Here is a 26,517-nt window from a genome sequence, read left to right as displayed (position 1 = left end):
AATCTATACCCTGAAACTAAACGCCAAGACATGAGTATGAGTGCAAAAATACAGCAAATAATTGATTCTGTTGTAAAGAATGAAACCTTAAGTGGAACTTCGCTTATTTCGACAATTTTTGGAGATTCAGTACTTCATCGGGGTGGAAACATTAGTCTTGCAAGCCTGATTCAGTTATTAGAGCTGTTTGGTTTTAATGACCGCGCTGTAAGAACCTCTGTTTTTCGTTTAGTTAAAAATGATTGGTTATGTTCAGACAAAATCGGCAGAACCAGTTTTTATCGAATTACCGATTCGAGCCGTTCGACTTATTTGCAAGCCGAGCAACGCATTTATAACGACCAGATGAAAGAGTGGGACCATTATTGGGATCTTATTCTGATGTCTAGCCTCGACACTGAAAATAAAGCGTTGTTAAAGAAAGAACTCGAATGGTTAGGATTTGCCAATATTTCGACAAACCTAATGGCTTATCCGGGTTGTAACCGTATTGAACTGCAACGCTTGTTGGTTGACTTAAATATGAGTGAGCAAGTGGTGGTGTTTAAAGCCGAAACCTTGCAGCTCTTTAATAACTCGGTCGATACCATTGGGCGTATGCTCAGAACCAACTGGCCAATCGATGAATTACGCCAAAGATATTTACAGTTTCTCGATATTTTTAGAGAAATTGGTGTGTTGCTCATGCAGGAAAACGAACAACTCGAACCAGTTCAGGCCTTTCAAATTCGAACTTTGCTGATTCATTATTATCGACGGATTTTATTAAAAGACCCTGCATTACCGCTTGAGTTGTTGCCAACTGATTGGCCTGCGATTAGTGCACGAACGTTATCCATGAATATTTATAAAAAAGTATTTGAACCTGCGGATGAATACTTCTTGTCTGTTGCTGCAACAGCAGAAGGACCAATGCCAAATGCCACAGCACATTATTGGCGCCGTTTCGGAGGTTTGGTGGCGACAAATGAGAGGTTAAATCATGCCTTGTTATAGTATTGACGGTGTTATTCCAGTCGTAAGTCCAGAGGCTTTTGTACACCCAACTGCTGTTTTAATTGGTGATGTGATTATTGAAGCGGGCGTATATGTGGGGCCATTTGCTTCATTGCGTGCCGATTTTGGCCGTATTCATATTAAGCAAAATGCCAATATACAAGATAGCTGCACCGTACATGGCTTTCCGCAAAGCGTGACTCTAGTTGAGGAAATGGGGCACATTGGGCATGGGACAACTTTACATGGCTGCCGCATTGGAAAAAATGTTTTGGTTGGCATGAACAGCGTAATTTTGGACTATGCCGAAATTGGTGAAAACACCATTATTGGTGCAAATAGCTTGGTCAAAACCAAAGATATAATTCCGGCAAATGTATTGGCAATGGGCAGTCCTGCCAAGGTTGCACGTGAGTTATCAGAACAAGAAAAAAAGTGGAAAACCAGAGGCACGCAAGAATACATTGAACTTGCACAGCGATGCTTAAATACAATGCAAGAAGTTCAGCCTTTAAGTTCAGAGTCAGATGACCGCCTGACCTATAAGGACTTTAGTTCTTCAAACTATCAGATTAAACAAGATAGCGTTTAACGGCTTATAAAGTCGATTTCAATACATATGAGTTCATAACATTTAAGGAATACTCGCACGAGTAGGGAGGCGTTTGTGCAAAAAATGGAAACTACCGCAGTTGATCAATTCGCAGAGCTATTGGGTGTACAAGTGCTGCATCGCAGTTTTGATGAGGCGCGTTGTCAGCTTAATGTAAAAGACGAACACATGAATGCCTTGGGCGGTGTGCATGGTGGTGTCATATTTTCTTTAGCCGATATCGCTTTTGCGATGGCTTGTAACGCAGGGGATGCGCCATATACAGGGCTACAGGCGGATATTCGTTATATGAGCGGTGCGAAAGATAAGGTGCTATTTGCAACGGCAACCAAGGTTGGTAGTAGTAAAAAATTCGCGCATTATGAAGTGGTGATAACAGACGGTTTGAATAATAGAGTCGCTTTGTTTACATCTACGTGTTACAGGCTTGCGCCGTGAATGGCTTGCATACAGTTAGTAAACAAACTAGAGTGTAGAAAAACTACTTCTTTATTTTTTCATGTTATCTCGTCGAAAACTTCCATCTTTAAATGCTTTACGTGCTTTTGAAACAGCGGGCAGGAAGTTAAGTTTTCGCGCTGCTGCTGAAGAATTAGGTGTTACGCAAGGTGCAATTGCCCAACAAGTTCGTGCATTAGAAGATCATTTAAACGTAACTTTATTTCAACGGCTTCCACGAGGACTGTCTTTGACTCCTGAAGGAGCAAAGTATCTGGTCAATATTACTCGTGCTTTTGACATTCTTACTGATTCGACAGAATTACTATTAGATCAGCCAGATAGCGTTACTATAAGTGTGACACCAACTGTTGCTGCCAAACTCTTAATTCCTCGGTTAGGCGATTTACATACTCTATTACCTGACATTAACTTACATACATTAGCTACTGAAGCCGTATCTGACTTTGATCGGGATCAGGTTGATATTGCTATCAGGCTAACCACAAAATCATTTCCAGAGAATTTAGAAACACAATTATTGTTTCGTCAGGAACTCGTAGCTGTCGCAAGTCCTTATTTTGTCAAAGATTTAACGTTGCCATTAAAACGTGAACAGTTATTATCAATGCCACTTCTGCACGATGCACACGATCAATGGCCAAAATTTCTAAATACATTCGCCAAGTTGTCAGGGCCTATATTTAATCAAACCACTTTGGCGTTGGACGCTGCTGTGTCAGGGCAAGGAATAGCTTTAGCATGTCGAGCATTTGTAGAAGCAGATATTAAGTCAGGAAAACTAGTACAAGTTATTTCCGAAACTAAAATTGTTGAGCCAAGTTATTTTCTTGTCAGAAAAAAAGTTCCACATCCGAATGACAAAGTAGATCAAATTTGGAAATGGTGTATTGAATATTTAGGTACAGAGCAAGATTAAAAAGAGAGTTTTATTGCTGTGATGAGTTTAACTCTAATCTTGAAGGGATAATGGTTTAGCAATTTATCCCTTCAAATTTTTATTAAGATTCATTATACAGAGCGAGTTAAGCCACCATCTACTCGAATATTCTGCCCTGTAATATAAGCAGCACTATAAGATGCAAGGAAAGCAACTGTATCTGCTATCTCTTCTTTTGAACCATATCGCTTCATTGGAACATTGTTAGTGCGTTCATCTATTTCTGGCTGAGTATCAATCCATCCAGGTAAGACATTATTAATACGGATATTATCAATCGCATAGGTATCTGCACAAATTTTGGTAAATGCTGCCAATCCAGAACGAGCAACTGCCGAAGTTGGAAATAGTGAGCTAGGCTCAAATGTCCATGCACTAGAAATGTTGATAATTACACCTTGCTTTTGTTTTTGCATTACAGGAATAACTAAACGTATAGGTCGTACAGCATTAAGAAAGTAAGTGTCTATACCATCATGCCAATCTTGGTCTGTTAATTCTAAAATTTCCTTGCGGGGACCATGTCCTGCACTATTAACCAAAACATCTATTCGTCCCCAACGAGAAAGAGTTTCATCAATAAGGCGTTGAACATCGTCTATTGATTGATTTGATCCAGTAATACCTAGACCATTCAGTTGGTTTGCGAGAGCTTCACCTTTTCCTGATGAAGAAAGAATCGCAACATTAAATCCATCTGCTGCTAATTTTTTTGCAATCGCTGCGCCCATACCACTTCCCGCAGCCGTAATAATAGCGACTTTCTCAGACATAATTTTTACCTCTTAATTTCATTAAAAATATGAAACATTTAACAAATTTAAAGATGATGTTAAAATTTAAGAGGGTGGTGAGCAAACGATATATATTCGTTAAACCCAGTAGAAAATCTATTGTCTTAAGCAATATGCGACTCGTAGTTATTAGAAAAAAGTATCCTAAAAATAATTGAAACCGATGATTTATTAGACATTTCAAATTTTTATTAAGTTTCTAATGGAAAGCTTGAACTCGGTTATATAGGTCTTCATACAAAGCTGCATCTGTGTACTGATAATATTTTTTCCCAATGTGCGGTTACCCAAGCTTTAGTAAGAATTTACGCATTATGAGATGGTGATAACAGACGGTTTAAATAATAGAGTCGCTTTATTTACATCTACGTGTTATAGGCTTGCGCCGTGATGTGTGGTTAGTTTTAAGCAGAGTGGTTGGGCTTATTTACGCACATTTTCACTTATTAGTTCCGTTTTGATAAAATCAATTCCTGACTTTCATTGTAAAAAGTTAAGGTATAGCTTTTTAAAGTTTTCCCATTCGAACTGATAAAAAATTTGCCTGAGACTGGAACTTTCCATTCAGAGTCGACATTGCTTGCCAAGCCAATCCATGCGTATCCATTAAAAGTAAATACTCGTTCCTTTTCTATATGGAAGTCTTCGAAATAAATGGCATCACACCAAAATTTGTCGGTGTTATCAAAGTCTTTTTTAGAGAATTTCCAACAACTTAAAATTGAAAAGTTACTTTCAAACCATTCATCCTTGTAGTTGAGGTGAATATAGTTATGAATGGCCTCGGCCGTAAGTTTTTCTAATTGTAAAACCCTTCGCTGAATGCGTCTTTTACTCGAATAAATAAACTTTGTGTGTTTTTCTCCTTGGTATTCATTTCTTTCCATAGTTTTAGATATGTTCTATTGGCTTGAATAAAGTTAGTATATTAAACCTGATATAAAACATCTGAGTACATTTATATTGAAAAGTTTTTATCAGATAGAATTTTTTATACTTCAGATAACGTCCATTGTGTTAAATAGTAGAATTTATGATTCTAAATGAATGTGTAAAAAATAAAATTTTCCCTTATTTTCCCAAAAAAAATGATAATTTGGGCCACCTTCATCAGGACTATTAGGGACAATTTTAGAACAACCTAAGATTTCATAACTATTTGTAGTATTTTCAAAATTTAAAGTACATAAGTATTCTTTCAGGACTTTGGCACTTAAGCTCGCAGGAGATTCATTTAAAATTATATCTAATTGATTTATTAGACCATTAGCCTGTATTGCTAATTCTTCGATAGATATTTCTTTAAACTCTGTATTAACAATCCATTCTCTAAATGAATAGTCTGCTCTTGTTCCTTTATTAAGAATACATGCAAGTAACTCATTAATATTGTCTTCATAATAAAACAAATCCAAGCAAAAAAATTGAATATAGCTTGCTTGTTCAGTATGAATATACAAATGTAAAAAATCATCTCCATAGTAAATAGGATTTTTTACTTCTGTTATCTTACTTATTTGGAAGTCTAATTTTTTCATATTGAATAATTTAGATTATTTAAAATCAACATAATACACCTTATACGTACTCTTTCTAGCTCAAATAAAACCTCCCATCAGCAGGTTATTTTCATTGCTCAACTTAACAATAACCCACCCATTATTTAGCCTTACTTTTCTAATGATTTAATTTAAAACAAATGGCATTTTGCGTGCTTGACTGTAACAGGGTTGGGCACTATTCTTTGCCTGCTGGCCACATTGCCAGACGGTCGTCGCGGACCGTGATGAAAGATCGCATCAGAGTTATTCCGTCTGAGGGATAGTCTTATGCGTGAACTCCTCGTCTCCTCCCGTTGCGGTAGGACGGGAGAGGGACACCTTCGGGTGTGCTGGTTATATCTTTCACCAGTCCGCGAACCCTTTCTCGTTCTGCCACCATAATTTTAATGTCTGGCAGAACTCCCAATAAAAAGGAGTTGGCTTTGCACATCCATTATTTCTTGGCTCTCACTGCCAAAAGCTATAACGACACAGCTTAAAAATTTACAGCAGCTTGAACGCCATAAGGTTTTCAGGCTTTAAGTCTTTTTTATTAAAACTTAAGCAACAACAAAACTTGAGATGTGCCAAGCACAGTCTTTACGGCTTTGCTATGCCTTTTTTTCTCCCAAAAAAGTATCTCATTTACAAACAACAAGAATTTATAACGGTAAAACTATGCCAAATTTAGTTCTCTCAACACGTGCTTTAGAAGTAGTAAAAAAAGGGATTAATCTGTTTCATCACGGTGGGTTTCATATGGTGGGCGTCGACAAAATTGTGAAAGAAACTGAAGTGAATAAAATGACGTTTTATAACTACTTTCACTCTAAAGAACGCTTTATAGAAATTTGCCTGATCGTACAAAAAGAACGGCTCCAAGACCAAGTGCTTGCAATGGTCGAGTACGACCTAGATACTGCCGCCATAGATAAACTCAAAAAGCTTTATAACTTACATACCGATGTAGAAGGGCCGTATTACTTATTATTTAAAGCCATTTTTGAAACTAAAAATAATTATCCCAACGCCTATCAAACCGCGGTGAGGTACAGAACATGGCTGACCAATGAAATTTATAGCCAGCTTAGAGTGTTAAACGCGGATGCTTCTTTTACCGATGCCAAGCTATTTGTATATATGGTGGAGGGTACAATCATTCAGCTTTTAAGTTCAGATGGAACAATCGAGCGGGAAAAGATGTTGGAGCGTTTTCTTATCGCCACTATCCATCCTCACTAGCTAAAGAGGCTGCTTTAATATCGCTTAAATTAACCTCTAACCAATCGGCAAGTGCAGCAACACGTTTAGCGACTTCCTCACCTAATAAGGTTAAATCATATTCGACATGGGGAGGGACGACTGGATAAGAAGTTCTGCGTATAAAACCATCTCTTTCTAAATGCTGGAGGGTCTGAGTCAGCATTTTTTCGCTGACTCCGTTTGCTTTACGGCGTAACTCACTATAACGATGGGTGCCGTCACGTAAAGCAATCAGGCATATCACTCCCCAGAGGCTTGTGACATGAGCAAATGCTTCTCGGGACTGACAATTATTCTCTCCAGTAAAAAGATCGCCTCTTCGGACTCTTTCGGTCAAGGTGGGAACTTTTACATTTTTCGTACCCATGCTTTATTTATCTCCATTCAAATGTGAATAAGCTTAATACTAACCTTGAGGTACGTACCTTATATGGCTCAGGAATAAATATTATATTAAGGCTCATCTCTATATTGGATCCAGAAATTTTAGGATTTTATTTACTCAACTAATTTTGAACATGGTTCCATCAATGTGAGTAATACTCTTTTTATAGGATCAAACTTTTTTATAGATGCAGCTATACAATTTACACAGGATGAAGAATGAATAATTTGAATTTTAAAACGCTAAAGAAGTATGGGTTGCGATTCGTGGGTATTGCTGTAATCGCAGGCGCTTTAGTATTGGCATTTGCTTGGACCGCTGGTCTATTTGGACACCGAACAACATCCAAAACTTTTTTGGGTGACACATTAAAAAACTTTGATCCCGGATATCGACGTGCACACGGTAAAGGGATTTGCTTTGATGGCACTTACCACAGTAATGGTGCGGCAGCAGCACTCTCGAAAGCCACTGTATTTGCCAAGTCGGATATACCGGCGATTGGCCGATTTTCTATTGGAAGCGGTAACCCGCATGCGCCCGATAATTCTACCGCAACAGTGAGTATGGCTTTATTACTTTCCGCAGCCGATCATTCGCAGTGGCGCATGAAATTAAACAACTTTCCCTATTTCCCGACTCGAAATGCTGAAGGTTTTTTGGCGCAGCAAAAAGCATTTAAACCCGTTCCATCTACTGGCAAACCTGATCCAGCCCTTGTGGAGGTATTTTTAAAAGAATATCCCGAAGCGCGTAAGTCTATTGAGGAAAAGGCAAAAATGCCATTAACTGGTAGTTTTAGCGGTGCAGAATTTTATGTCGTAAATGCCTTTATATTACGAGCGGCCAATGGACAAGAACAGCCAGTCCGTTGGTCTATGCGTCCTCATTCAAAATTTATTAGTTTGACCAAAGAACAACGTGATCAAGCTGGCCCTGATTTTTTATTTAAAGACATCAAAAAACGTTTGGCTGAAGGGCCGCTTTATTGGGACTTAGTTTTGCAACTTGCTGAACCAGGAGACCCGGTGAATGACCCATCTCAGCCTTGGCCAAAAGACCGTAAAGAAGTTATAGCCGGAACATTAGAGGTCAAAAATGTAACTGAACAGGTAAATGGCGTTTGCCGTGATATCAACTTTGACCCAACTTTGGTGCCACCCGGAATTGAGTTATCAGATGATCCAGTACTCGCAGCACGAGCGGCGATCTATTCCCAGTCTTACAATGCTCGATTACGTGAAATTGGATTTGGCAAAGCAACGGATGCCGTGGGCAAATAGGAGAGCTGAACAATGCAAAACAAATCTAACGATACTGCTCCACGTCATTTTAATTTGACTGCTCGAATACTGCATTGGCTTATGGCGGCAGCAATTTTGGCCATGCTATTTATTGGGGTAGGCATGACCACCTCAATTACATGGCGTCCGTGGTTAATTGATATTCACCGTCCTTTAGGAATCGCAATCTTACTATTGGTCATCATAAGATTAATAAATCGACTCTGTTATCCAATTCCACCATTGCCGCCGACTGTACCGCGCTGGCAGGCATTTCTTGCCCATGCATCACATTGGCTACTTTATATTTTGATGTTTAGTTTGCCATTGCTCGGATGGGCAACACTATCGGCAGGTAATTGGCCTGTCACTTTATTTCCGGGTTGGGACCTTCCGCCTATAGCACCAACCAGCTCTACGCTTTACGCTTGGTTCCGTACATTACATGGAATTTTGGCTTGGCTATTATTTGCTGTCGTTATTGGTCATCTATCTGCTGCGTTATTACATGCATGGATTTATCGCGATGGTGTATTTTCGAGTATGGCTTTGGGGCCGTCCTCTAAAAAAGAGGATGCTGACTAGTTTGCTTGAATGTTTTCGATTGAACGATGAGTTAATACTGAGGTTTTTATAGGGTTTATTTAAAATATATAAATAAACTCGCCGATATAACGACTTAAAATAGAATTGATTTCTCAACTTGAGAAATCAATTCAGCTGTTTAGATCCCTTCAACAAAACTCACCATGACATCACAGCAGCCTTGGCGTTTACTTTTGGCAAGCTGACAGATCGTGAGGAGAGGGCTGGGAAGATGATAGAGGGCTTAAGGGTTGATCTTGCCACGCCGTGCATCTACGACATAGTTACCATCTACACAATTGATTGATATCAAATTGCCAGTGTCATCAACATAGTCGGCATTTAAAACCGAACTACATGGATGTTGTTGCAATCTCAGCGCACCAGCCACTGCTGCCAATATTTCGGGTTGAGTGGCAGCACGCTCGGTTGGCATCTTTGGCATTTCAGCTAATCGATTAGCATTAAAATAAACATTTTGCGTAAAACCGAGTAGTTGGCCAAGTAAGGGTAGAGGCAATTCTTGTTGGGTCTGCGCATTAACATTGCTAATCAGCATTGCTGAAACAAACCCAAATAGGCAAATGCGCGATTTCATTTACCTTTAACCTCACCTGTTAGAGGCAATACTTGATAGCTTTCTCCACCAGCACACTTCACTGATATTTTTGAGCCATTGGCATCTAGCGCGCGAGCGTCCACCACGCTATTACACTTTTTACCACGAACACGAACACCCGCAGCCACACCATTATAAAGTTCAGCTTTCGTCAACGGATGCCCTTTAGGAAATTGAGGCATATCCTCTGCTTTTTTTATACCTACAAATGCATTATATACAAAAGCTCTCAAGCCCAAGTGAGTGGCATCCATAGGAGCTTCCTCGGCGTGAGCAGTAGACACCAATAACAAACCTGTAAGTAATGCGATAACGTTATATTTCATATAAGTAATTTTTGTAAAGTTAGTCTAGCTAATACTCACATAAACGCATTTTACAGTCAAGAAAGTTGACCATCACCTTATTATTTTTCTTCTAATAAAATAGTAACTTAAGAGTAATTTTAAGTGCGTACATAGTGAGGGGATAGGATTAAAAAGTTAATTGGACAGTAAGGCTTATTAAGGCTTGGTTCCTTATGTTCAAACCTCTTTTATTTTAAGCTTGTTTGTTCAGTTCAGACGGTAAATGCTGCGCTAAATAATCAATTGCAAGACGCGTTTTCAGTGGCATAAATGGCAGTGCAGGCCATACCAAATGAATCGGAAAAGCAATGCTCGACATGGTTTCTAACACTTGTACTAGCTTACCAGCCTGTAATTCATTTTGAATGAGCCAATCGGGTAGCCATGCGATACCAGCTCCAGCAAGCGCTGCATTTTTTATGGCTTGTAAGTCATTGAAAAGGAGTTTTGCTTTGGGCTTAATAAATAAAGGCGCGTCATTTTCCTTTTGAAGTCGCCATTTTTGCATTTGTCCAAAATGTGGATCGGCAATCGTGGCGTGATGCTCTAAGTCCTCAATATGTTGTAGGGGACCTGCTTTATTTAAATAATCAGGTGAGGCACAAAGTAGCATTCGATGTTCACCAATTAGTTTGGCAACGAGCTGAGTGGTGTCAGGTAACGCTCCGATGCGGATGCATAAATCAAAACCTTCTTCAACCAAGTCTACATTTCGGTCATTAAATGAAATTTCTAACTGTAAGTCCGCATGTTGCTGAGCAAATTTAACCATAAGCGGTGTAGCAAAGAGTTGCCCGAACAGCACTGGCACAGACATTCGTAAACGGCCTGTTGCGTTTATTTTCCCTTGGTCTAATAAAGCCGCCGCATTTTGTATTTCACTTAACGCTCGGCGGCTATGCTCATAAAACAAAGCACCTTCGTCAGTCATGCTGAGCGAACGTGTTGTTCTTTTAAATAAAGCAACGCCAAGCTGATCTTCAAGCCGAGCAATATTTTTACTTATGGCTGAGCGAGTTAAATGCAATTGCTCGGCAGCTTTTACAAAACTTCCAGCTTCAACCACAGTCACAAATATAGATATTGTACTTAGTTCATGTTGCATGATTGTTGCCTAAAAGGAACCAATGATAAGAAATAATATCACCACTGTTGAATTTATTGTGGGGTTACTATGGCTTCATCAAAAATATGGAGACAGTCATGGCTAAAATATTGGTATTAAAATCCAGCATTATGGGTGAGGGTTCACAAACCAATCGCTTAATTGATGTAATGCTTGAACACCGTAAAGACCAAGGTTTGCAAGATGATATTACCATACGCAATTTGGCTGAAATGAACCTGCCTGTATTAGATCTGGAAATTTTTCAGGCGCTGCGTGGGGCTGAAAATGTAAATCAAGACATTCAGCAAATCGTTGCTTTGTCTGATGAATTAATTGCCGAATTAAAAAGTGCTGATTTATTGGTGATAGGCGCACCAATGTACAACTTAAATGTGCCGACTCAACTCAAAAACTGGTTTGATTTAGTGGCACGAGCAAGACTAACATTCCGCTACACCGAAACTTACCCTCAAGGTTTGGTTGAAGGGGTAAAAGCGGTGGTGGTAAGTAGTCGGGGCGGCATTCATGTTGGCCAAGACACTGAGGCAGTCACGCCATATCTCAAAGCAGTGTTAGGGCTAATGGGCATTCATGATGTTGAATTTATTTATGCAGAAGGCTTAGACATGCAGGCCTATCGCAGCAATGCATTGGATCTGGCAAGCCAGCAAGTCAAAGAATTCGCTATTTAAAATTATGGGTTGAAACTCTTGTACCTCTAATTGATAACAAGAGTTTCTAAGTCTATTTAAATCACATTTCTCAGTTCATTTGCCGTGTTGCGCAGCAATGGCAAAATTTGCTGAACCAAATAATCTTCTTGTACACGGTTAGTTTGAGACATGCAGTTAAGCGCTGCTATCGCTTGACCTTGGGCGTTAAATACGGGCACTGCAATCGCAATCACACCAAGCTCATGTTCTTCTTTGGAAAGACAATAATCCGATAACGAAATACCCTTAAGCACTTCAAAAAACTTTGACTCATCTACTATGGTAAAAGGCGTTAAGCGTTTTAAACCGTAAGTTTTTACCCATGTATGTTGGGCTTCTTCGGATAGTGCTGCCAGCAATACTTTACCTGTGGAAGTGGCATGGGCAGGGAGTCGGTTTCCTAAATGCATACCATAAGGGCTGACACGTAAATTATCTTGCTGTGGTAAATAACTACGGGCAATCGGCACCACTTCGTTATCGTCTAACACCACAATTGAAAAAGTAAGAGATGTCTGTGCACACAAAAGATTTAAAAATGATTGAGCAACTTTAGGCAAGTGGGCAGAGCTTAAATAAGAACTCGAAAAACGCAGCACGCGATGGGTTAACCAAAAGTAGTGTTCATCGGTTTCCAAATAGCCTAAGTATTTTAAAGTTTTTAGATAACGCCTTGCCGCTGTACGACTAATACTGGTTCGTTCTGCCACTTGAGTGACATTAAGCCGTTGCCGATCTGTTCCAAAAGCTTCCAATAAAGCCAAGCCTTTTGCTAACCCTGCAATGTAGTCATCTTGACGAATTTTCTCATGCGAGTTCGGGTGCTCTAGAAAAGCATCGAGAGAAGGCATCCTTTCATTCCTGCTATTTTGGTTGTTTCTGTCCGCTATTCGGACAAACTAAATGATAAACGGTTATTTTCGTCTTGGATACATAGTGAACAAAACTTAAAGCCAGTAATTTAAAAGTCAGGATGAAACAAGGATGAAGTTATGGATATTTTAAAGACACAGGTTGCAATTATTGGTTCTGGACCAGCAGGGTTATTGCTTGGGCAACTTCTATATAAAGCTGGCATCGATCATATTATTGTTGAGCAACGTAGTGCTGAATATGTGGCTTCACGGATTCGTGCAGGAATTTTAGAGCAAGTTTCGGTCGACTTACTCAAACAAGCAGGCGTTGACCAAAACTTAAAAGATAAAGGATTACCGCATTCGGGTATTGAAATCTTAACCAATGGTGAAAAGCATCGGGTTGATTTGGCAGCACTTACAGGTGGTAAACAAGTAACTGTATATGGCCAGACCGAAGTCACCAAAGATTTAATGTCTGCGCGTGAAGCAGCACAGCTCACTTCATTTTATGAAGCTCAAAATGTACAAGTAAAAGATTTCTACACGGCACCAAAAGTTGAGTTTGAGTACCAAGGTAAAACCTTTCAAATTCAGTGTGACTTTATAGCAGGGTGTGATGGCTACCACGGTGTCTGCCGTGCCAGTGTGCCAGAAGACAAAATTAAGACCTTTGAAAAAGTTTATCCGTTTGGCTGGTTAGGGGTGTTGGCCGATGTTCCACCTGTAGCCGATGAACTCATTTACGTACAGTCAGAACGTGGATTTGCTTTATGTAGTATGCGTTCAGAAACACGTAGCCGTTATTATTTACAAGTCCCTTTAACAGATCACGTCGAAGACTGGTCGGATGAAAAGTTCTGGGATGAGTTAAAAAACCGCCTAGATCCCGAAAGCCGTGAAAAGTTAGTCACAGGACCTTCTATTGAAAAAAGTATTGCGCCGTTACGTAGCTTTGTGACCAAGCCAATGCGTTTCGGAAAACTATTTTTAGCAGGTGATGCTGCGCATATTGTTCCACCGACTGGAGCAAAAGGCTTAAATCTCGCTGCATCTGATATTGCTTATTTATCAAGTGCACTCATTGAATATTATGCCGAAGGTTCCGAACAAGGGATAAATGAATACTCAGAAAAATGCCTACAACGCGTATGGAAAGCAGAGCGTTTTTCTTGGTGGATGACTCATTTATTGCATCGTTTTGAAACTGAAAGTGAGTTTGATCATAAGATTAAACAAGCCGAGTTGAGCTATGTATTAGGTTCAATTGCGGGTAAAACCACATTGGCTGAAAACTATGTTGGTTTGCCTTATGAGATTAAGCAAATAGATCGTTTTAAGCATGCAAGCTAAAGACTAAGTAAAAATAAAAAGGACATGAAAATGCTCTTTTTTTATATAAAAATTTAAGTGGGCCGTACTAGCTTAAGAGATTGTTTTGCTTAAAAGATCAGCATTAATAAAAGCTTTTGTCACATTTTTTCAGTATATTGCTATTAATTTCTTTATTTATAAATTCTAAGTTTATATGGAACAGGACCAAGCACGCATACCTAAATATATTCCTATTCGCGATGCAATTGCCCATGATATTGAATCTGGCGTATTAGAAGCCCACGCAAAACTCCCATCAGAAAGAGTGCTTTCTGAACAGTTCCAAACCACTCGTGTGGCTGCACGTGAAGCTTTACTGGCTTTGGAAACTGATGGTTTGATTTATCGATTAGACCGCCGTGGTTGGTATGTTCGTTCTCCTCGTATTATTTATCATCCGCAATCGACAAAAAACTTTAACCAGTTTGTGATTGAACAAGGCTATGAACCATCTACTGAAGTGATTTCGAGTGAACTGACTCAGGCTACTTCTTGGGATGCCAAGCATTTAAAAGTTGAAAAAGGGCATCCGATTTACTCAGTTTGGCGACGTCGTTGTATTAATGGTCGCCCTGTTTTGGTTGAGCACTTACGAGTGAATGCCGAACTTTTTCCCGAGTTTTTAACTCACGATCTTAAACAATCCATTACGTTACTGATGGCAAATCAATATAACTGCCATATCACCAGAGCTGACATTAACCTGTATCCAACAGCTTTATCGGAACAGCAGGCTAAAGCACTGCATGTGAATGTTGGGGCACTTGGTTTATATATTTGCCGTAGCAACAGAAATGAAGAAGGCGTGATTACCGATGTTGACCAAGAATATTGGCTACATGATGTTTTAGATTTACATTTCGAAGCGCGAGCATAAAAATACAATCTGGTTTAAACCAGATTAATTAAACTGTCATATAAAGCTGTTGAAATACGATCATCAAATAATTGCATTCGATGGTTTGCAGATGAAACAGTACGTTCAACAGACAATTAAACTCGGTACTGCATCAGTTTTAGGTGTAGTGGTCGCTATTCAGATGGGATGTTCATCAGCAACATCAAAACAATCAGAAGAAATTACAGTCTATACGGCAGTGGAAGCCGACCAGCTGAAGCAATACCAAGAAGAATTACACAAAGCCTATCCTGAACTGAAAGTAAAATGGGTACGTGATTCAACAGGTGTGATTACCGCTAAACTTTTGGCAGAGCAGAAAAATCCTCAAGCGGATGTGGTTTTTGGTGTGGCTTTAACCAGTTTGCTGGTCATGGAAAAAAAGGACATGCTTGAGCCTTTTAAACCAGAAGGCATCCAAAATTTAAAACCGGAATTTGTAAGCCAAAAACCTGTACCGACTTGGACGGGTATGGATGCATGGGAATCTGCAATTTGTGTCAATAAAGTTGAATTAGAAAAGCGTAAGTTACCAATTCCAAAAACTTGGAAAGATTTAACCAACCCCATTTATAAAAACCTGATTGTGATGCCAAATCCAGCCTCAAGTGGAACAGGCTATTTGGATGTCACAGCTTGGATGCAAATTTGGGGTGAAAAGCAGGCATGGGACTATATGCAGGCTTTAGATAAAAACATTTCACAATATCCTCATTCGGGTTCCAAACCTTGCAAAATGGCGGCACAGGGTGAAATCCCAATTGGTGTTTCTTTCGGTTATCCGGCATTTAAATTAAAAGCAGAAGGTGCACCTTTAGAAGTGGTTTATCCAACTGAAGGTTTAGGCTGGGAAATGGAAGCCTCAGCAATTGTGAAAGGAACTAAAAAATTAAGTAGCGCACAAAAATTTATAAATTGGTCGGTAAGCAAAGCAGCAAATGAAGCTTATGCACATAACTTTTCAATGGTGGCTTATAAAGGCATTGAAAATACCACCATGGACTTCCCGAAAAATCTTCCTCAAATGCTCGTAAAAAATGATTTTTATTGGGCGGCCGAGCAGCGTGAACGTATTTTGGCTGAATGGTCAAAGCGTTTTGAAAAGTGATCTTTTGGATAAGGGCCTCATTATGCAAATTCCTTCGTCATTGCAATCATCGCTGCTAGGTCAAAACCAAAAGGGTGAGTTAGCAGGGCATTTATTATCGTCATTAACGACCTATAAATATCCTGAACACGGCCCGTCGGTTTTAGAAGTGGTGGATATCCAAAAAAATTTCCAAAACTTTCAGGCCCTAACGCATATTAATTTAGACCTGAAAGCTGGCGAGTTCGTGAGCTTTTTGGGGCCTTCAGGGTGCGGTAAAACCACATTACTACGCATCATTGCGGGTCTAGAAAAACCTGATTATGGAAAAGTCATAAAAAAGGGCGCAGACATTACGTTGCTCAGTGCTGAAAAGCGTCACTGCGGTATTGTGTTTCAGAACTATGCATTATTTCCAAATTTAAACGTTGAAGAAAATATTGCTTTCGGCTTAGACAAAAAGAAGTGGGATAAAGCACAGCGTAGTCAACGAGTTCAGCAGTTATTAGAGCTGATTGAATTACTAGATATTGCAAAAAAATATCCAAACCAATTGTCGGGCGGGCAGCAGCAACGTGTTGCGCTTGCTCGGGCAATTGCACCGAAGCCTCATATTTTACTGCTAGATGAACCGCTTTCTGCACTTGATGCTCAGGTACGTTTAAACCTAAGACAAAAGATTCGTTCGATTCAATCGCAGCTTAATTTGCCAACTATTATGGTCACACACGACCAAGAAGAAGCCTTAAGCATTTCTGACCGTGTGGTAGTGATGAATCATGGTGTTATTGAACAAATTGATACGCCGCACAATATTTATTACAAGCCACAAACCCAATTCGTTGCAAAGTTTATTGGCACCATGAACTTTTTGGCAGCCACTTGTTCGGTTGTTAATCAGCTCGAGGTTCTAGGTTTTATTCCTCTAAATTTGGAGCAGCAAAAGCTTAAAGCAGGGGAAAATTACAGCATTGGTTTTAGACCCGAAGCTGTCGAGTTGGTTGATGATTTTGGCAGTGATAAAGAGTCGTTGTATTTGCCAGTTAAAGTATTAAGCACAGAATTTTTAGGTGCGAAACGTCGTTTGTTTTGCACTATTCATATCGATGGAATTGAGCAAGCAAAACACCTTTTGCAAATTGAAATTGAAAATACCAAGTTCAAATCTTTGCAAGAACTGATGTTTATAAAAGTGCCTAATCAGCTCATTCATGTCTTTGACGAACAAGGGTACGCACTATATTAAATGAAGCTGCATCAGCGGTTTTAAAAACACAGCCGCGTCGAAAAACTGAATTTTCATTAAGATCAAATATTGCTTTGGCTAGCGTTGCAATTGCTTTGACTTTAGCGATTATTGCTCCATTAATCATGCTGTTTGAAACTGCATTTTTTGATGAAAATCAAAATTTTGTTGGTCTTGAGAATTTTTATAATTATTTTGCAAGTCCAGCTTTACTCAGCTCTGTATTTAACTCGGTGTGGGTTGCTTGTGCTGCTACTGTGATTACGGTGTTGCTTGCCAGTATTTATGCTTTTGCACTCACCCATGTGAATATAAAAGGCAAAGGCTTCTTTAAACTGGTGGCTTTTTTACCCATTTTAGCGCCGTCACTTTTGCCTTCTTTGGCATTGGTTTATTTATTTGGTAAGCAAGGTGTGTTTAAACCTTTGCTGGGCGATATACAAATTTATGGGCCAATCGGTATTTTAATCAGTTACTGCTTTTGGCTATTTCCAGCAATGTTGATGTTGATGATGGTGTCTTTTCGCAGTGTCGATCAGCGTTTAATTGAGGCATCTTTGTCGCTCGGCAAAAATATCTGGAAGACCCATTACCACGTCACGCTACCTGCAATTCGCTATGGACTCATCAGCGCAAGTCTAGTGGCTTTTATTTATGTATTGACCGATTTCGGAATTCCGAAAGTCATTGGCGGTTCATTTAACATGATGGCGCTTGATGTCTATAAACAGATTATTGGTCAGCAAAACATGAGCATGGGTGCGGTAATTTCTATCTTATTGTTGTTACCGGCAGTTTTTGTGTTCATTTTCGACCGAATACAAAGCAAGCGGCATGCACGGTTTCAAGCTTTTCAGGCTAAACCTTATGTTTCAGCACCGAATAAAAAACTTGAAGTCATTCTGAGCCTATTTTGTGGTTTGGTTTCAGGTGCAATTTTACTGATTAACTTTACGGCTGTGCTGGCGTCATTCATTCAGTCTTGGCCTTATGATTTGTCTTTGACCTTGGCACATTACAGTTTTGAATATGTCGATGGTGGTGGTTGGGCGGCGTATTTTAACTCGGTTCGTATGGCACTCTTTAGTACGTTTTTTGGAACAGCACTCATTTTTATGGTGGCGCTATTAACCGAACGTTTTAAGGCACATCCACTCATTAAGAACTATGTGCAAGCTTTGGTTTTATTACCTCTTGCTGTGCCGGGGCTGGTCTTGGGTATTGCCTATATTTTGTTTTTTAATCAGCAAAGTAACCCGTTAAATGTGCTGTATGGGACCATGACCATTTTGGTGATTTCAACCATTGTGCATTATTACACCGTACCACACCTCACTTTAACCAATGCCATTAAACAGATTCCGCTACAGCTCGATCAGGCTGCGGAAACTCTAGGAACATCGAAGTGGAAAACCTTTTGGAAAGTGTATTTGCCTATGTGTTTTCCAGCGCTATGTGATGTATCGGTCTATATTTTTGTGAATGCCATGACCACTGTGTCGGCTGCGATTTTCCTTTATTCACCAGACACTAGTTTAGCGGCGGTGGCGGTTTTAAATATGGATGATGCGGGAGACACGGTTGCTGCTGTTGCGATGAGCATTCTCATTTTAACCACCTCATGTGTTGTAAAACTCATTCATTGGTTATTTACTAGAAAAATTATGGCAAGAAGTCAGCAATGGCGTGAAAGCGCTCACTAAGTTTTAGCTAAACACAATTTTTATTTAACCGACTGAAATGAAAATGCTTTGTTCCACAAGGCAAGGGTTTATTCATCCTAAATTTCGCAAATTGGAAGTCTTATGAATCACGCACAGTTTGATTTAATTGTTGTCGGAGCCGGTATTTTAGGTTTGTCCGCGGCCATACAAGCGCAAGAACAAGGCTTAAAAGTTTGTATCTTCGAGAAAAATGCCAAACCTGTGGGCGCAACTCGTCGTAATTTCGGCATGGTCGGAACTTCGACATTAACCCATCCAGAGCAGCAGTGGCGAAAGTACGCACTTGAAACGCGTTGTTTTTATCAGCGTATTCAGGCTGAAACCGATATTTCATTTGAGCAAAGACAAGGTATCTATCTCGCCAATACGTCACTTGAATGGCAGGTTTTAAAAGAGTTTGCCGAGCGTGCAAATGATTATCAAATTCCAGTTCATTTGCTAAACCATGATGAACTGGTTACCCAATTTTCTTATTTAAATCCTTCGCAGCAGTTTCAAGGCGGCTTGGTTTTTGAGGAAGATTATTCGGTAGAACCACATGTGATTGGGCAGCGACTGTTGGCATATGCCGAAAGAAAAGGTGTAGAGATTTATACCAATGCCTGTGTCGTTCAAACCCAATATCAGCAGGGAAGTTGTCAGGTTCGTTTGGCAAGTGGTGAGACTTATCGGGCAAATAAAGTTTTGATTTGTCACGGTGAAGTCATCGATATTTTATATCCAGATCTATTACAAAGCTTGAACCTGAAACGTTGTGGCTTACAAATGGCGCTGACGCAATCATTTCAACAAAAATTAAATGCTTCTCTTTATTCAGGCTTATCTATTTCACGTTATCCGGCTTTTGAAATTTGCCCAAGTCATGCCGAGCTAGTTAAAGCATCACAGCAGGGTTTCATTAAAGAATTCGGTATTCATATTCTGATTAAACAAAACGAATTTGGCGAACTGATCGTAGGAGATAGTCACGAATATCATTCAATTAATGAAGCGCCACAGTTCGAGCAGCGTGAAGAGATTAATGAGTTTATCCAAGCTTATTGTCATGAAAAACTAGGGCTGACTTTACCTCCAATTCAAAAACGTTGGAATGGTTATTACCTGACCCATGAACATGAGTTGGCCTGTGTCACTGAAGCTGAAAAAAATATCTTTATGGTGAGTGCGATTGCTGGCAAAGGCATGACCACAGGGGCTGGGTTTATGAAAGAAATATTAGAACAAAATATTTACTAGTTTGTCATCTGGTTTAAACCAGATTGGTGTATATTGAAATGAACGCAAAAGAAATGAGTAACATTATGAACATGCAACCTCAACTCGATATGGATTTAGAGAACAAGTATTTACTTCTTACTCCAGGACCATTATCAACATCGGCAACAGTACGCCGCGCTATGCAAAAAGACTGGTGTACTTGGGACCAAGAATACAACTCGCTGGTACAAGATATTCGCTCTCGGCTAGTCAACTTGGCAACTAGCCAAACTGAAAAATATACAGCTGTGTTAATGCAAGGCAGTGGAAGTTTTGCTGTGGAGTCTGTACTTGGGTCAGCTATTTCGCGTGATGGCAAAATCTTGATCATTAATAACGGCGCATATGGTGCACGTATGGTGCAAATGGTGCGTTGCTTAAATATTGAAGTTGTAGAGCTGAACTATTTAGAAACCCAAACACCAGATTTACAAGAGATTGAGCGCGTTTTACAAGATAAAACCATTAGCCATGTTGCGTGTGTACACTGTGAAACTACCACAGGAATTTTAAATCCGATTCAAGACATTGGCCGTTTGGTGAAAGCAGCAGGAAAAATCTGGATTGTGGATGCCATGAGTTCATTCGGTGGTGTGCCTATGGATATTGCCGAGCTTGAAATTGATTTCCTGATTTCAAGTGCAAATAAATGTATTCAAGGTGTTCCGGGCTTTGGTTTTATTTTGGCCAAGCGTGATTGCCTAGAAGCATGTAAAGGTTTAGCTCGTTCGGTCAGCCTCGACTTGTATGACCAGTGGAATACCATGGAGCAGCATAACGGTAAATGGCGTTTTACCTCGCCAACCCATGTGGTACGTGCTTTTTATCAAGCCTTGCTTGAGCTTGAAGCCGAAGGTGGAGTTGCTGCACGTTATCAACGTTATTTACAAAACCAACAAACCTTATCGCAAGGTATGCAACAACTGGGCTTTGAATTGGTGCTCGGTAAAGAGTGCCCACAATCACCCATTATTACTACTTTTCTTTATCCAACAGCCGAGACATTTAGCTTCCAGTCATTTTATGAAGCCTTGAAAAAATCAGGTTATGTGATTTATCCTGGCAAAGTTACCGACCTAGACTGCTTCCGTATTGGCAATATTGGCGAAGTTTATATTCATGACATTGAAGGACTTCTTGCTGCAATTGCGAGTTATTGCAAAAACCACCTCAATCAAGCTGTAACAGCATAACTTTTATTAAAACATTTGAATTAAAGGGAATACACCATGACGACCAACAATACACAAATTCAGGCTGTTGTTTTTGACTGGGCTGGTACAACTGTAGATTTTGGCTCACGCGCACCAATTTTAGCTTTTATGGCTTTATTTAAAGACAATAAAGTTGAAATTACGGTTGAAGAAGCTCGTGCACCAATGGGTTTAGAGAAACGTGATCATATTGCAGCAGTTTTAAAAATGCCGCGCGTAGCAGCAGCATGGCAGGAAGTATATGGGAAGCCTGCAACTGATGCAGATATTGACCGTTTATATAAAGACTTTATTCCTTATCAATTAAATTCTATTCCGAAATGTTCTGCTTTAATTCCGGGTGCATTAGCTACTTTTAAAAATATTAAAAAGCGTGGTGCAAAAATTGGCAGTAACACAGGCTATGCATCCATGATGATCGGTCGTTTGGTTAAAGATGCTGCCGATCAGGGCTACCGTCCAGACTGTATCGTTACTGCCAGCGACGTAAAATTTGGCCGTCCATATCCTGAAATGCTATGGAAGAACTTAATTCAACTCGACGTATCCGATATCAAAACTGTTGTAAAAGTAGATGATACCGTGGTGGGGATTGACGAAGGTTTAAACGCAGGGTGCTGGACAGTCGGACTTGCGATTAGTGGCAATGAAGTCGGTTTAAGCTATGAAGAGTGGAGCGCATTATCGGCCGATGAACAGATTGTGCTAAAAGATAAGGCATACCAAAAAATGAATGCATCGGGTGCACATTATGTGATTGATAGTGTCGCTGATTTGCCAAATGTACTCGATGATATTGAACGCCGTTTGGGGCAGGGTGAACGACCTTAAACAAATGTTTCGGTCTATATCTTTTTAAGCTTAGCTCCCTTGGGAGCTAAGCTTACCTAAAAAATTAAAATGAAGAGTAATAAACTCTACATAGGTGGAAATAAGGAATAACTTTGAAACGTCAATTCCTTATTTCCTGCTAACCATCTAAAACACATGTTTAGATCGTTAGTACCATCAATCCTATAGACATAGGACCTATAGAATTTTTTGTGATGGATCTTTTTACGATTTTTGAGGGTCGTATATTTTTTCTTTAATGAATAGGGCTGGTATCACACCACAAATGAGGTAGGCAGCGCCCATGACGACAAAACCTAACCCAATAGACCCGCCAGAGGCTAAAAAACCAATCGTTGCAGGGGCTAATGCAGCGCCTAAACGTCCGACGTTATAAGCACCACCAATGGCTGTACCGCGAATGGCTGTCGCAAAGCTTTCGGTCATGTAGGTTGCATTTACGCCATACGGGATGCCGTAGAGGAAACCAAAGGTGACCAGTAAATATAGAATGTTGCCTGGCGAGTTATAAAAAACAATCAGAGGTAGGAAAATAGCAGTGCCGATTGCACCAAAAGCATAGGTAAAGCGACGCCCTAATTTATCGGCCATCATACCCGCAAGAACTTTACCCAAAATCATGGCGGTATATGTACCTACCATATAGGCGGTCATTTCCTTGAACTTCATACCGAGTTCACTTTCAAGGTATGACGGCATCCAGTTATTTACACCATAGTAGCCAAACTGTAAAAAGCCCGCGGTTAACGCCCATAAGATAAACATATTACGGTTTCGTTTATCTTGAAAAATAAGCTTAAATGCTGAAGTTTTCGATACGTTTTGAGCCACAACTGGTTGTTGTAGTCGAGACTTTTGCCATGCTTCTGGTTCGGGTACAAGCACATGCATGAGAACAGCAATAATGACGGGAATAATCGCAACATAAAACAGCATGCGCCAGCCATGATCAGGAATAATCCAGCCCGCAAGTAAGGTCGCAACAATATAGCCAACCGTCCAGCCTGCTTGTAAAGTGCCAAGTACTGTTGTGCGGAAACGTGTTGGGACATATTCGGCCATGAGGGTATTACAGGCGATATAAAGTGAACCCAAACCAAGAGATGCAAAAAATCTTAAAATACCAAACTGAAGAAAGCTCTGGGTAAAACCTAAGCCACAGGTAAGGAGCGAGAAAATTAAAATAGAAATAACCACAATACGCACGCGACCAAATTTATCGCATGCCCATCCCCCAAAAATGCCACCAACAGCCATACCTGCCAATGTAAAACTGCCAAGCATACCTGCTTGTACTGAACTTAATCCAAAATCTGCCTTAATACTATTTAAGCTATAAGAAAGCAGCATCAAATCTGCACCATCTACCAGCAGTGCCAGAAATGCAAAAATAAATGCTATTTTCCACGTATGAGGCTGTATACGAGAAAGACCTTCTTTGTAATTTGTAGCCATAATCCATTACCTACATTTGATAAAAAGCACTTCAAGTCGTTTTGAAGTGCTTTAAATTTGATTAAGACGCAGCGCGAATCATATTTCGGGCAATAATCACTTGTTGAATTTGAGTCGTGCCTTCATAAAGGCGGAACAGACGAACATCTCGATAAAAACGTTCAATGGCATATTCACTGATGTAACCCGCACCACCATGAATTTGTACGCAGCGATCAGCAACGCGGCCACACATTTCGGTTGCAAACATTTTTGCGCAAGAAGCTTCCGTGCTGACGTTTTTTCCCGCATCGCGTAGGCGTGCAGCGTCTAAGACCATACATTTAGCTGCATAAATTTCAGCTTTTGAGTCGGCAAGCATGGCTTGAATGAGTTGGAATTCGGCAATTGGTTGTCCAAATTGCTTGCGTTCGATGGCGTAATTTAAAGAATCATCTAGCATTCGTGTTGCTGCACCGACACTCAAGGCAGCAATATGCAAACGGCCTTTATCGAGTACTTTCATGGCAGTTTTAAAACCAACACCTTCAACACCACCAATAAGTGCTGAAGCAGGGATGCGGCAATTTTCAAAAATAACGTCACAGGTATGGGCGCCTTTTTGTCCCATCTTTTTATCGCGTTTGCCAAGAGAAATGCCCGGAGTTTGGCTATCAACAATAAAAGCAGAAATGCCACCAGCGCCTTTAATATCAGTGTTTGTACGTGCCATGACTGTGAATACACCAGCATGAGGAGCATTGGTAATAAAGCGTTTGGTACCATTTAAAATATAAAACTCACCATCTTTTACTGCGGTGGTTTTTAAAGAGGCAGCATCAGAACCTGCGTCAGGTTCGGTTAAGCAAAAAGAACTGATCACTTCACCACGAGCTAGACGCGGTAAGAAAAATGATTTTTGTGCTTCGGTCCCATCAATAATCAGGCCACTTGAGCCAATGCCATTATTGGTCCCAATAAGAGAGCGAAAAGCAGGAGAGGTACGACCTAATTCAAAAGCGACATAGACCTCTTCTTCCATCGTTAGGCCAAGACCTTCGTATTCTTCAGGAATGGTTAAACCAAATAAGCCGAGAGCTTTCATTTGCTCAACAATCTCTTGAGGAATTTCATCCGTTTCAGCGACTTCATTCTCATGAGGAATTAAGACACCTTCAACAAATTGTCGAATCATATCAACAAGTTGATTTAAGGTTTCCTGATCTCGAATCATAGTCTCGTCCTTTTACTATATGCAAAAAACATCAATGTGATGTTCGTAAAATCACCAATATTTGAAGTGATAGTAATCAAAGGATGAGCGCAAAACAATATATTTTGAAAATTAATTTCGCAATGCGATACTTTGTTGTTGTTTTATCTTTAGCTAATTTATTGATTTATTTAAGCTATATTTTCTTATAAAAAATCATCATTTTTAGTGGAAAATTAAAGTTTGATTTTTAAAAAGAGCGGTGTATATTAAAAATATATATCGCTATGCGAAATTTTAAATGGATAAGTTTTCCTATAGGAAATGAATCACAAAATATAGTGGGATGAAGATGGGTGCTTTAAATGGAATTCGGGTGCTTGACTTAAGTCGGGTATTGGCTGGGCCTTGGTGTGGACAGATTCTTGCCGATTTAGGCGCAGAAGTAATCAAGATTGAACGGCCGAAGGTTGGTGACGATACTCGTTCTTGGGGACCACCTTGGATGAAAGATGACTCAGGTCAAGACACTCAAGAAGCCGCTTATTATCAGTCAACCAACCGCAATAAACTATCGGTTGCCATCGACATTGCCAATCCTGAAGGCCAAGAATTGATTAAAGCACTTATTCAAGACACCGATGTCGTGATTGAAAACTACAAAGCGGGTTCTTTGAAAAAGTACGGTTTGGACTACGAGTCTTTATCTGCAATTAACCCTAAACTGGTGTATTGCTCAATTACAGGTTTTGGTCAAACTGGTCCCAGAGCAGAGGAACCCGGTTATGACTTTATTATTCAGGGGATGGGCGGACTCATGTCGGTCACGGGTGAGCGTGATGATTTGCCCGGCGGTGGACCACAAAAAGTAGGCGTTGCATTTTCTGATTTAGCCACAGGGCTTTATTCTACGATTGCCATACAGGCTGCTTTACTCAACCGCCATGTGACAGGTTTAGGCCAATACATTGATATGGCTTTGCTTGATGTTCAAATTGCCACAATGGCAAATCAGGGAATGAACTATCTTTCATCGGGTAATATCCCTAAACGTTATGGCAATGCACACGCCAATATTGTGCCTTATCAAGTATTCAAAGCCTCTGACCGTGACTTCATTATTGCATGTGGAAATGACACTCAGTTTATTCAACTCTGTCGAAGTATTGGTTTACCCGATTTACCAAATGATGCGCGTTTTGCCCGAAATGCAGACCGAATCAAGCATCGCGATGAAATTATCGGAATTTTACAAACTCACTTTTTAACAAAAACAGCAGATGAATGGGTAGACGCAATCTATGCGGCTAAAGTTCCGGTCGGTGTGATTAATAACTTGGAACAAGCTTTCCAAGAACCACAAGTGATTGCCCGAGAAATGTTAGTCGAGATGAACCATCCTCAACGTAAAAAATTGAAGATAATTGGTTCACCAATCAAACTTTCTAGAACTCCTGTTGAATACAAAACAGCACCTCCATTGTTGGGTGAACATACGCAGGCGATTTTAGGGCGAGTAGTATCTACAGAAAAGTTAGCAGAGCTTAAAGAAAAGGGCGTAATTGGATAAGCAACATAAAAGCGAAAGGTTAAAGTGATATTTAAAATCAGAAAATAAAATATTTAATCTTTCGCTTTAATGAGTTAAATGAAGTTATTTTATAAATGCAGACTTGGACGTTTGCTTCTTTGCTATTTATAGAAAAAATAGATTATAA

At 39.9% G+C, this 26,517-nt stretch carries 27 protein-coding genes and 2 pseudogenes; 18 read left to right on the top strand and 11 right to left on the bottom strand.

Annotation, left to right across the window (positions count from 1 at the left end; translation table 11 throughout):
- Positions 1–30 precede the first annotated feature (30 nt).
- From paaX to MKL35_RS14755, 4 genes are all read left to right on the top strand, one after another.
- Positions 31–996 carry a phenylacetic acid degradation operon negative regulatory protein PaaX gene (paaX, locus tag MKL35_RS14770; RefSeq protein ID WP_000062822.1) on the top strand — a complete coding sequence of 322 codons (966 nt, stop codon included), beginning with the start codon at positions 31–33 and terminating at the stop codon, positions 994–996.
- Entirely contained in the window at positions 983–1,588 is a 606-nt protein-coding gene (locus MKL35_RS14765; RefSeq protein WP_151676723.1) for a DapH/DapD/GlmU-related protein, read from the top strand. The genes paaX and MKL35_RS14765 overlap by 14 nt, the downstream gene beginning before the upstream one ends.
- 75 nt (positions 1,589–1,663) lie before the next feature.
- Entirely contained in the window at positions 1,664–2,047 is a 384-nt protein-coding gene (locus MKL35_RS14760; protein WP_004709473.1) for a PaaI family thioesterase, read from the top strand.
- A gap of 61 nt (positions 2,048–2,108) precedes the next feature.
- Complete coding sequence (locus tag MKL35_RS14755) at positions 2,109–2,987, top strand: LysR substrate-binding domain-containing protein (protein WP_017392989.1); 879 nt, start codon at positions 2,109–2,111, stop codon at positions 2,985–2,987.
- Between the two features lie 92 nt (positions 2,988–3,079).
- Here MKL35_RS14755 and MKL35_RS14750 read toward each other — a convergent pair whose 3' ends face one another.
- The gene (locus tag MKL35_RS14750; protein WP_004709470.1) at positions 3,080–3,781 is read right to left on the bottom strand and encodes an SDR family oxidoreductase; all 702 of its coding nucleotides are present in this window, start codon (positions 3,779–3,781) and stop codon (positions 3,080–3,082) included.
- Positions 3,782–4,103: 322 nt separating this feature from the next.
- Between MKL35_RS14750 and MKL35_RS14745 the strand changes: the two are divergent.
- Positions 4,104–4,193 (top strand): annotated as a pseudogene (locus MKL35_RS14745) (PaaI family thioesterase); the annotation flags it as partial.
- A 55-nt stretch (positions 4,194–4,248) separates the two neighbouring features.
- Here MKL35_RS14745 and MKL35_RS14740 read toward each other — a convergent pair.
- A complete protein-coding gene (locus MKL35_RS14740; protein ID WP_004709468.1) occupies positions 4,249–4,689 on the bottom strand; it encodes a hypothetical protein in 441 nt (146 codons plus the stop codon).
- A gap of 144 nt (positions 4,690–4,833) precedes the next feature.
- Positions 4,834–5,340: a hypothetical protein gene (locus MKL35_RS14735; RefSeq protein ID WP_000732136.1), complete on the bottom strand. Its 507-nt coding sequence runs from the start codon at positions 5,338–5,340 to the stop codon at positions 4,834–4,836.
- Between the two features lie 681 nt (positions 5,341–6,021).
- Between MKL35_RS14735 and MKL35_RS14730 the strand changes: the two genes are divergently transcribed.
- Positions 6,022–6,585 carry a TetR/AcrR family transcriptional regulator gene (locus tag MKL35_RS14730; protein ID WP_209796382.1) on the top strand — a complete coding sequence of 188 codons (564 nt, stop codon included), beginning with the start codon at positions 6,022–6,024 and terminating at the stop codon, positions 6,583–6,585.
- Here MKL35_RS14730 and MKL35_RS14725 read toward each other — a convergent pair.
- On the bottom strand, positions 6,569–6,973 hold the full coding sequence (locus MKL35_RS14725) for a winged helix-turn-helix transcriptional regulator (protein WP_032046163.1): 405 nt from the start codon (positions 6,971–6,973) through the stop codon (positions 6,569–6,571). The two genes, MKL35_RS14730 and MKL35_RS14725, sit on opposite strands and share 17 nt — an antisense overlap.
- Before the next feature lie 236 nt (positions 6,974–7,209).
- Here MKL35_RS14725 and MKL35_RS14720 point away from each other — a divergent pair, with 236 nt between their 5' ends.
- Together MKL35_RS14720 and MKL35_RS14715 are read left to right on the top strand one after the other, a co-directional pair.
- Positions 7,210–8,274, top strand: coding sequence for a catalase family peroxidase (locus MKL35_RS14720; RefSeq protein ID WP_209796380.1), 1,065 nt, complete (start codon positions 7,210–7,212; stop codon positions 8,272–8,274).
- Positions 8,275–8,286: 12 nt separating this feature from the next.
- A complete protein-coding gene (locus MKL35_RS14715) occupies positions 8,287–8,859 on the top strand; it encodes a cytochrome b (RefSeq protein WP_151676666.1) in 573 nt (190 codons plus the stop codon).
- Between the two features lie 139 nt (positions 8,860–8,998).
- Here the strand turns inward: MKL35_RS14715 and MKL35_RS14710 are convergent.
- The 4 genes and pseudogenes from MKL35_RS14710 to MKL35_RS14695 all read right to left on the bottom strand — a co-directional run.
- Positions 8,999–9,064: pseudogene (locus MKL35_RS14710) on the bottom strand (DUF1330 domain-containing protein); the annotation flags it as partial.
- A gap of 39 nt (positions 9,065–9,103) precedes the next feature.
- Positions 9,104–9,457 carry a hypothetical protein gene (locus tag MKL35_RS14705; protein WP_106479453.1) on the bottom strand — a complete coding sequence of 118 codons (354 nt, stop codon included), beginning with the start codon at positions 9,455–9,457 and terminating at the stop codon, positions 9,104–9,106.
- Complete coding sequence (locus tag MKL35_RS14700; protein ID WP_106479452.1) at positions 9,454–9,804, bottom strand: hypothetical protein; 351 nt, start codon at positions 9,802–9,804, stop codon at positions 9,454–9,456. The genes MKL35_RS14705 and MKL35_RS14700 overlap by 4 nt, the downstream gene beginning before the upstream one ends.
- 214 nt (positions 9,805–10,018) lie before the next feature.
- Positions 10,019–10,930, bottom strand: a complete 912-nt coding sequence (locus MKL35_RS14695; RefSeq protein ID WP_106479451.1) for a LysR family transcriptional regulator — start codon at positions 10,928–10,930, stop codon at positions 10,019–10,021.
- 98 nt (positions 10,931–11,028) lie between these two features.
- Between MKL35_RS14695 and MKL35_RS14690 the strand changes: the two genes are divergently transcribed.
- Positions 11,029–11,625, top strand: coding sequence for an NAD(P)H-dependent oxidoreductase (locus MKL35_RS14690; protein WP_270913973.1), 597 nt, complete (start codon positions 11,029–11,031; stop codon positions 11,623–11,625).
- 56 nt (positions 11,626–11,681) lie between these two features.
- Here the strand turns inward: MKL35_RS14690 and pobR are convergent, their stop codons facing one another.
- A complete protein-coding gene (gene pobR, locus MKL35_RS14685) occupies positions 11,682–12,497 on the bottom strand; it encodes an IclR family transcriptional regulator PobR (RefSeq protein ID WP_106479449.1) in 816 nt (271 codons plus the stop codon).
- 141 nt (positions 12,498–12,638) lie between these two features.
- Between pobR and pobA the strand changes: the two genes are divergently transcribed.
- From pobA to phnX, 8 genes are all read left to right on the top strand, one after another.
- Complete coding sequence (pobA, locus tag MKL35_RS14680; protein WP_270913970.1) at positions 12,639–13,853, top strand: 4-hydroxybenzoate 3-monooxygenase; 1,215 nt, start codon at positions 12,639–12,641, stop codon at positions 13,851–13,853.
- 175 nt (positions 13,854–14,028) lie between these two features.
- On the top strand, positions 14,029–14,751 hold the full coding sequence (locus MKL35_RS14675; RefSeq protein ID WP_000434318.1) for a UTRA domain-containing protein: 723 nt from the start codon (positions 14,029–14,031) through the stop codon (positions 14,749–14,751).
- A gap of 91 nt (positions 14,752–14,842) precedes the next feature.
- Positions 14,843–15,880, top strand: a complete 1,038-nt coding sequence (locus tag MKL35_RS14670; protein ID WP_004709446.1) for a putative 2-aminoethylphosphonate ABC transporter substrate-binding protein — start codon at positions 14,843–14,845, stop codon at positions 15,878–15,880.
- Positions 15,881–15,902: 22 nt separating this feature from the next.
- A complete protein-coding gene (locus tag MKL35_RS14665; protein ID WP_209796378.1) occupies positions 15,903–17,105 on the top strand; it encodes an ABC transporter ATP-binding protein in 1,203 nt (400 codons plus the stop codon).
- Positions 17,099–18,808: a putative 2-aminoethylphosphonate ABC transporter permease subunit gene (locus MKL35_RS14660; RefSeq protein ID WP_270914058.1), complete on the top strand. Its 1,710-nt coding sequence runs from the start codon at positions 17,099–17,101 to the stop codon at positions 18,806–18,808. Before MKL35_RS14665 ends, MKL35_RS14660 begins: the two co-directional genes overlap by 7 nt.
- Before the next feature lie 102 nt (positions 18,809–18,910).
- A complete protein-coding gene (locus MKL35_RS14655) occupies positions 18,911–20,065 on the top strand; it encodes a TIGR03364 family FAD-dependent oxidoreductase (protein ID WP_106479445.1) in 1,155 nt (384 codons plus the stop codon).
- A gap of 26 nt (positions 20,066–20,091) precedes the next feature.
- Positions 20,092–21,279: a 2-aminoethylphosphonate--pyruvate transaminase gene (gene phnW, locus MKL35_RS14650; RefSeq protein WP_106479444.1), complete on the top strand. Its 1,188-nt coding sequence runs from the start codon at positions 20,092–20,094 to the stop codon at positions 21,277–21,279.
- Between the two features lie 36 nt (positions 21,280–21,315).
- Positions 21,316–22,131, top strand: a complete 816-nt coding sequence (gene phnX / locus MKL35_RS14645; RefSeq protein WP_106479443.1) for a phosphonoacetaldehyde hydrolase — start codon at positions 21,316–21,318, stop codon at positions 22,129–22,131.
- 225 nt (positions 22,132–22,356) lie between these two features.
- Here the strand turns inward: phnX and MKL35_RS14640 are convergent, their stop codons facing one another.
- Complete coding sequence (locus tag MKL35_RS14640) at positions 22,357–23,607, bottom strand: MFS transporter (protein ID WP_106479442.1); 1,251 nt, start codon at positions 23,605–23,607, stop codon at positions 22,357–22,359.
- Positions 23,608–23,668: 61 nt separating this feature from the next.
- Complete coding sequence (locus MKL35_RS14635; protein WP_033846820.1) at positions 23,669–24,820, bottom strand: acyl-CoA dehydrogenase family protein; 1,152 nt, start codon at positions 24,818–24,820, stop codon at positions 23,669–23,671.
- Positions 24,821–25,151: 331 nt separating this feature from the next.
- Here MKL35_RS14635 and MKL35_RS14630 point away from each other — a divergent pair, with 331 nt between their 5' ends.
- Positions 25,152–26,369 carry a CaiB/BaiF CoA transferase family protein gene (locus MKL35_RS14630; protein ID WP_002048342.1) on the top strand — a complete coding sequence of 406 codons (1,218 nt, stop codon included), beginning with the start codon at positions 25,152–25,154 and terminating at the stop codon, positions 26,367–26,369.
- Positions 26,370–26,517 lie beyond the last annotated feature (148 nt).

Origin of the sequence: Acinetobacter sp. AOR41_HL, assembly GCF_027854645.1 — a bacterium.
In the GTDB taxonomy this organism is placed as follows: Bacteria; Pseudomonadota; Gammaproteobacteria; order Pseudomonadales; family Moraxellaceae; genus Acinetobacter; species Acinetobacter nosocomialis.
The sequence above is the reverse complement of the archived record's forward strand: the minus strand, read 5'-3'. Positions and strand labels throughout refer to the sequence as shown.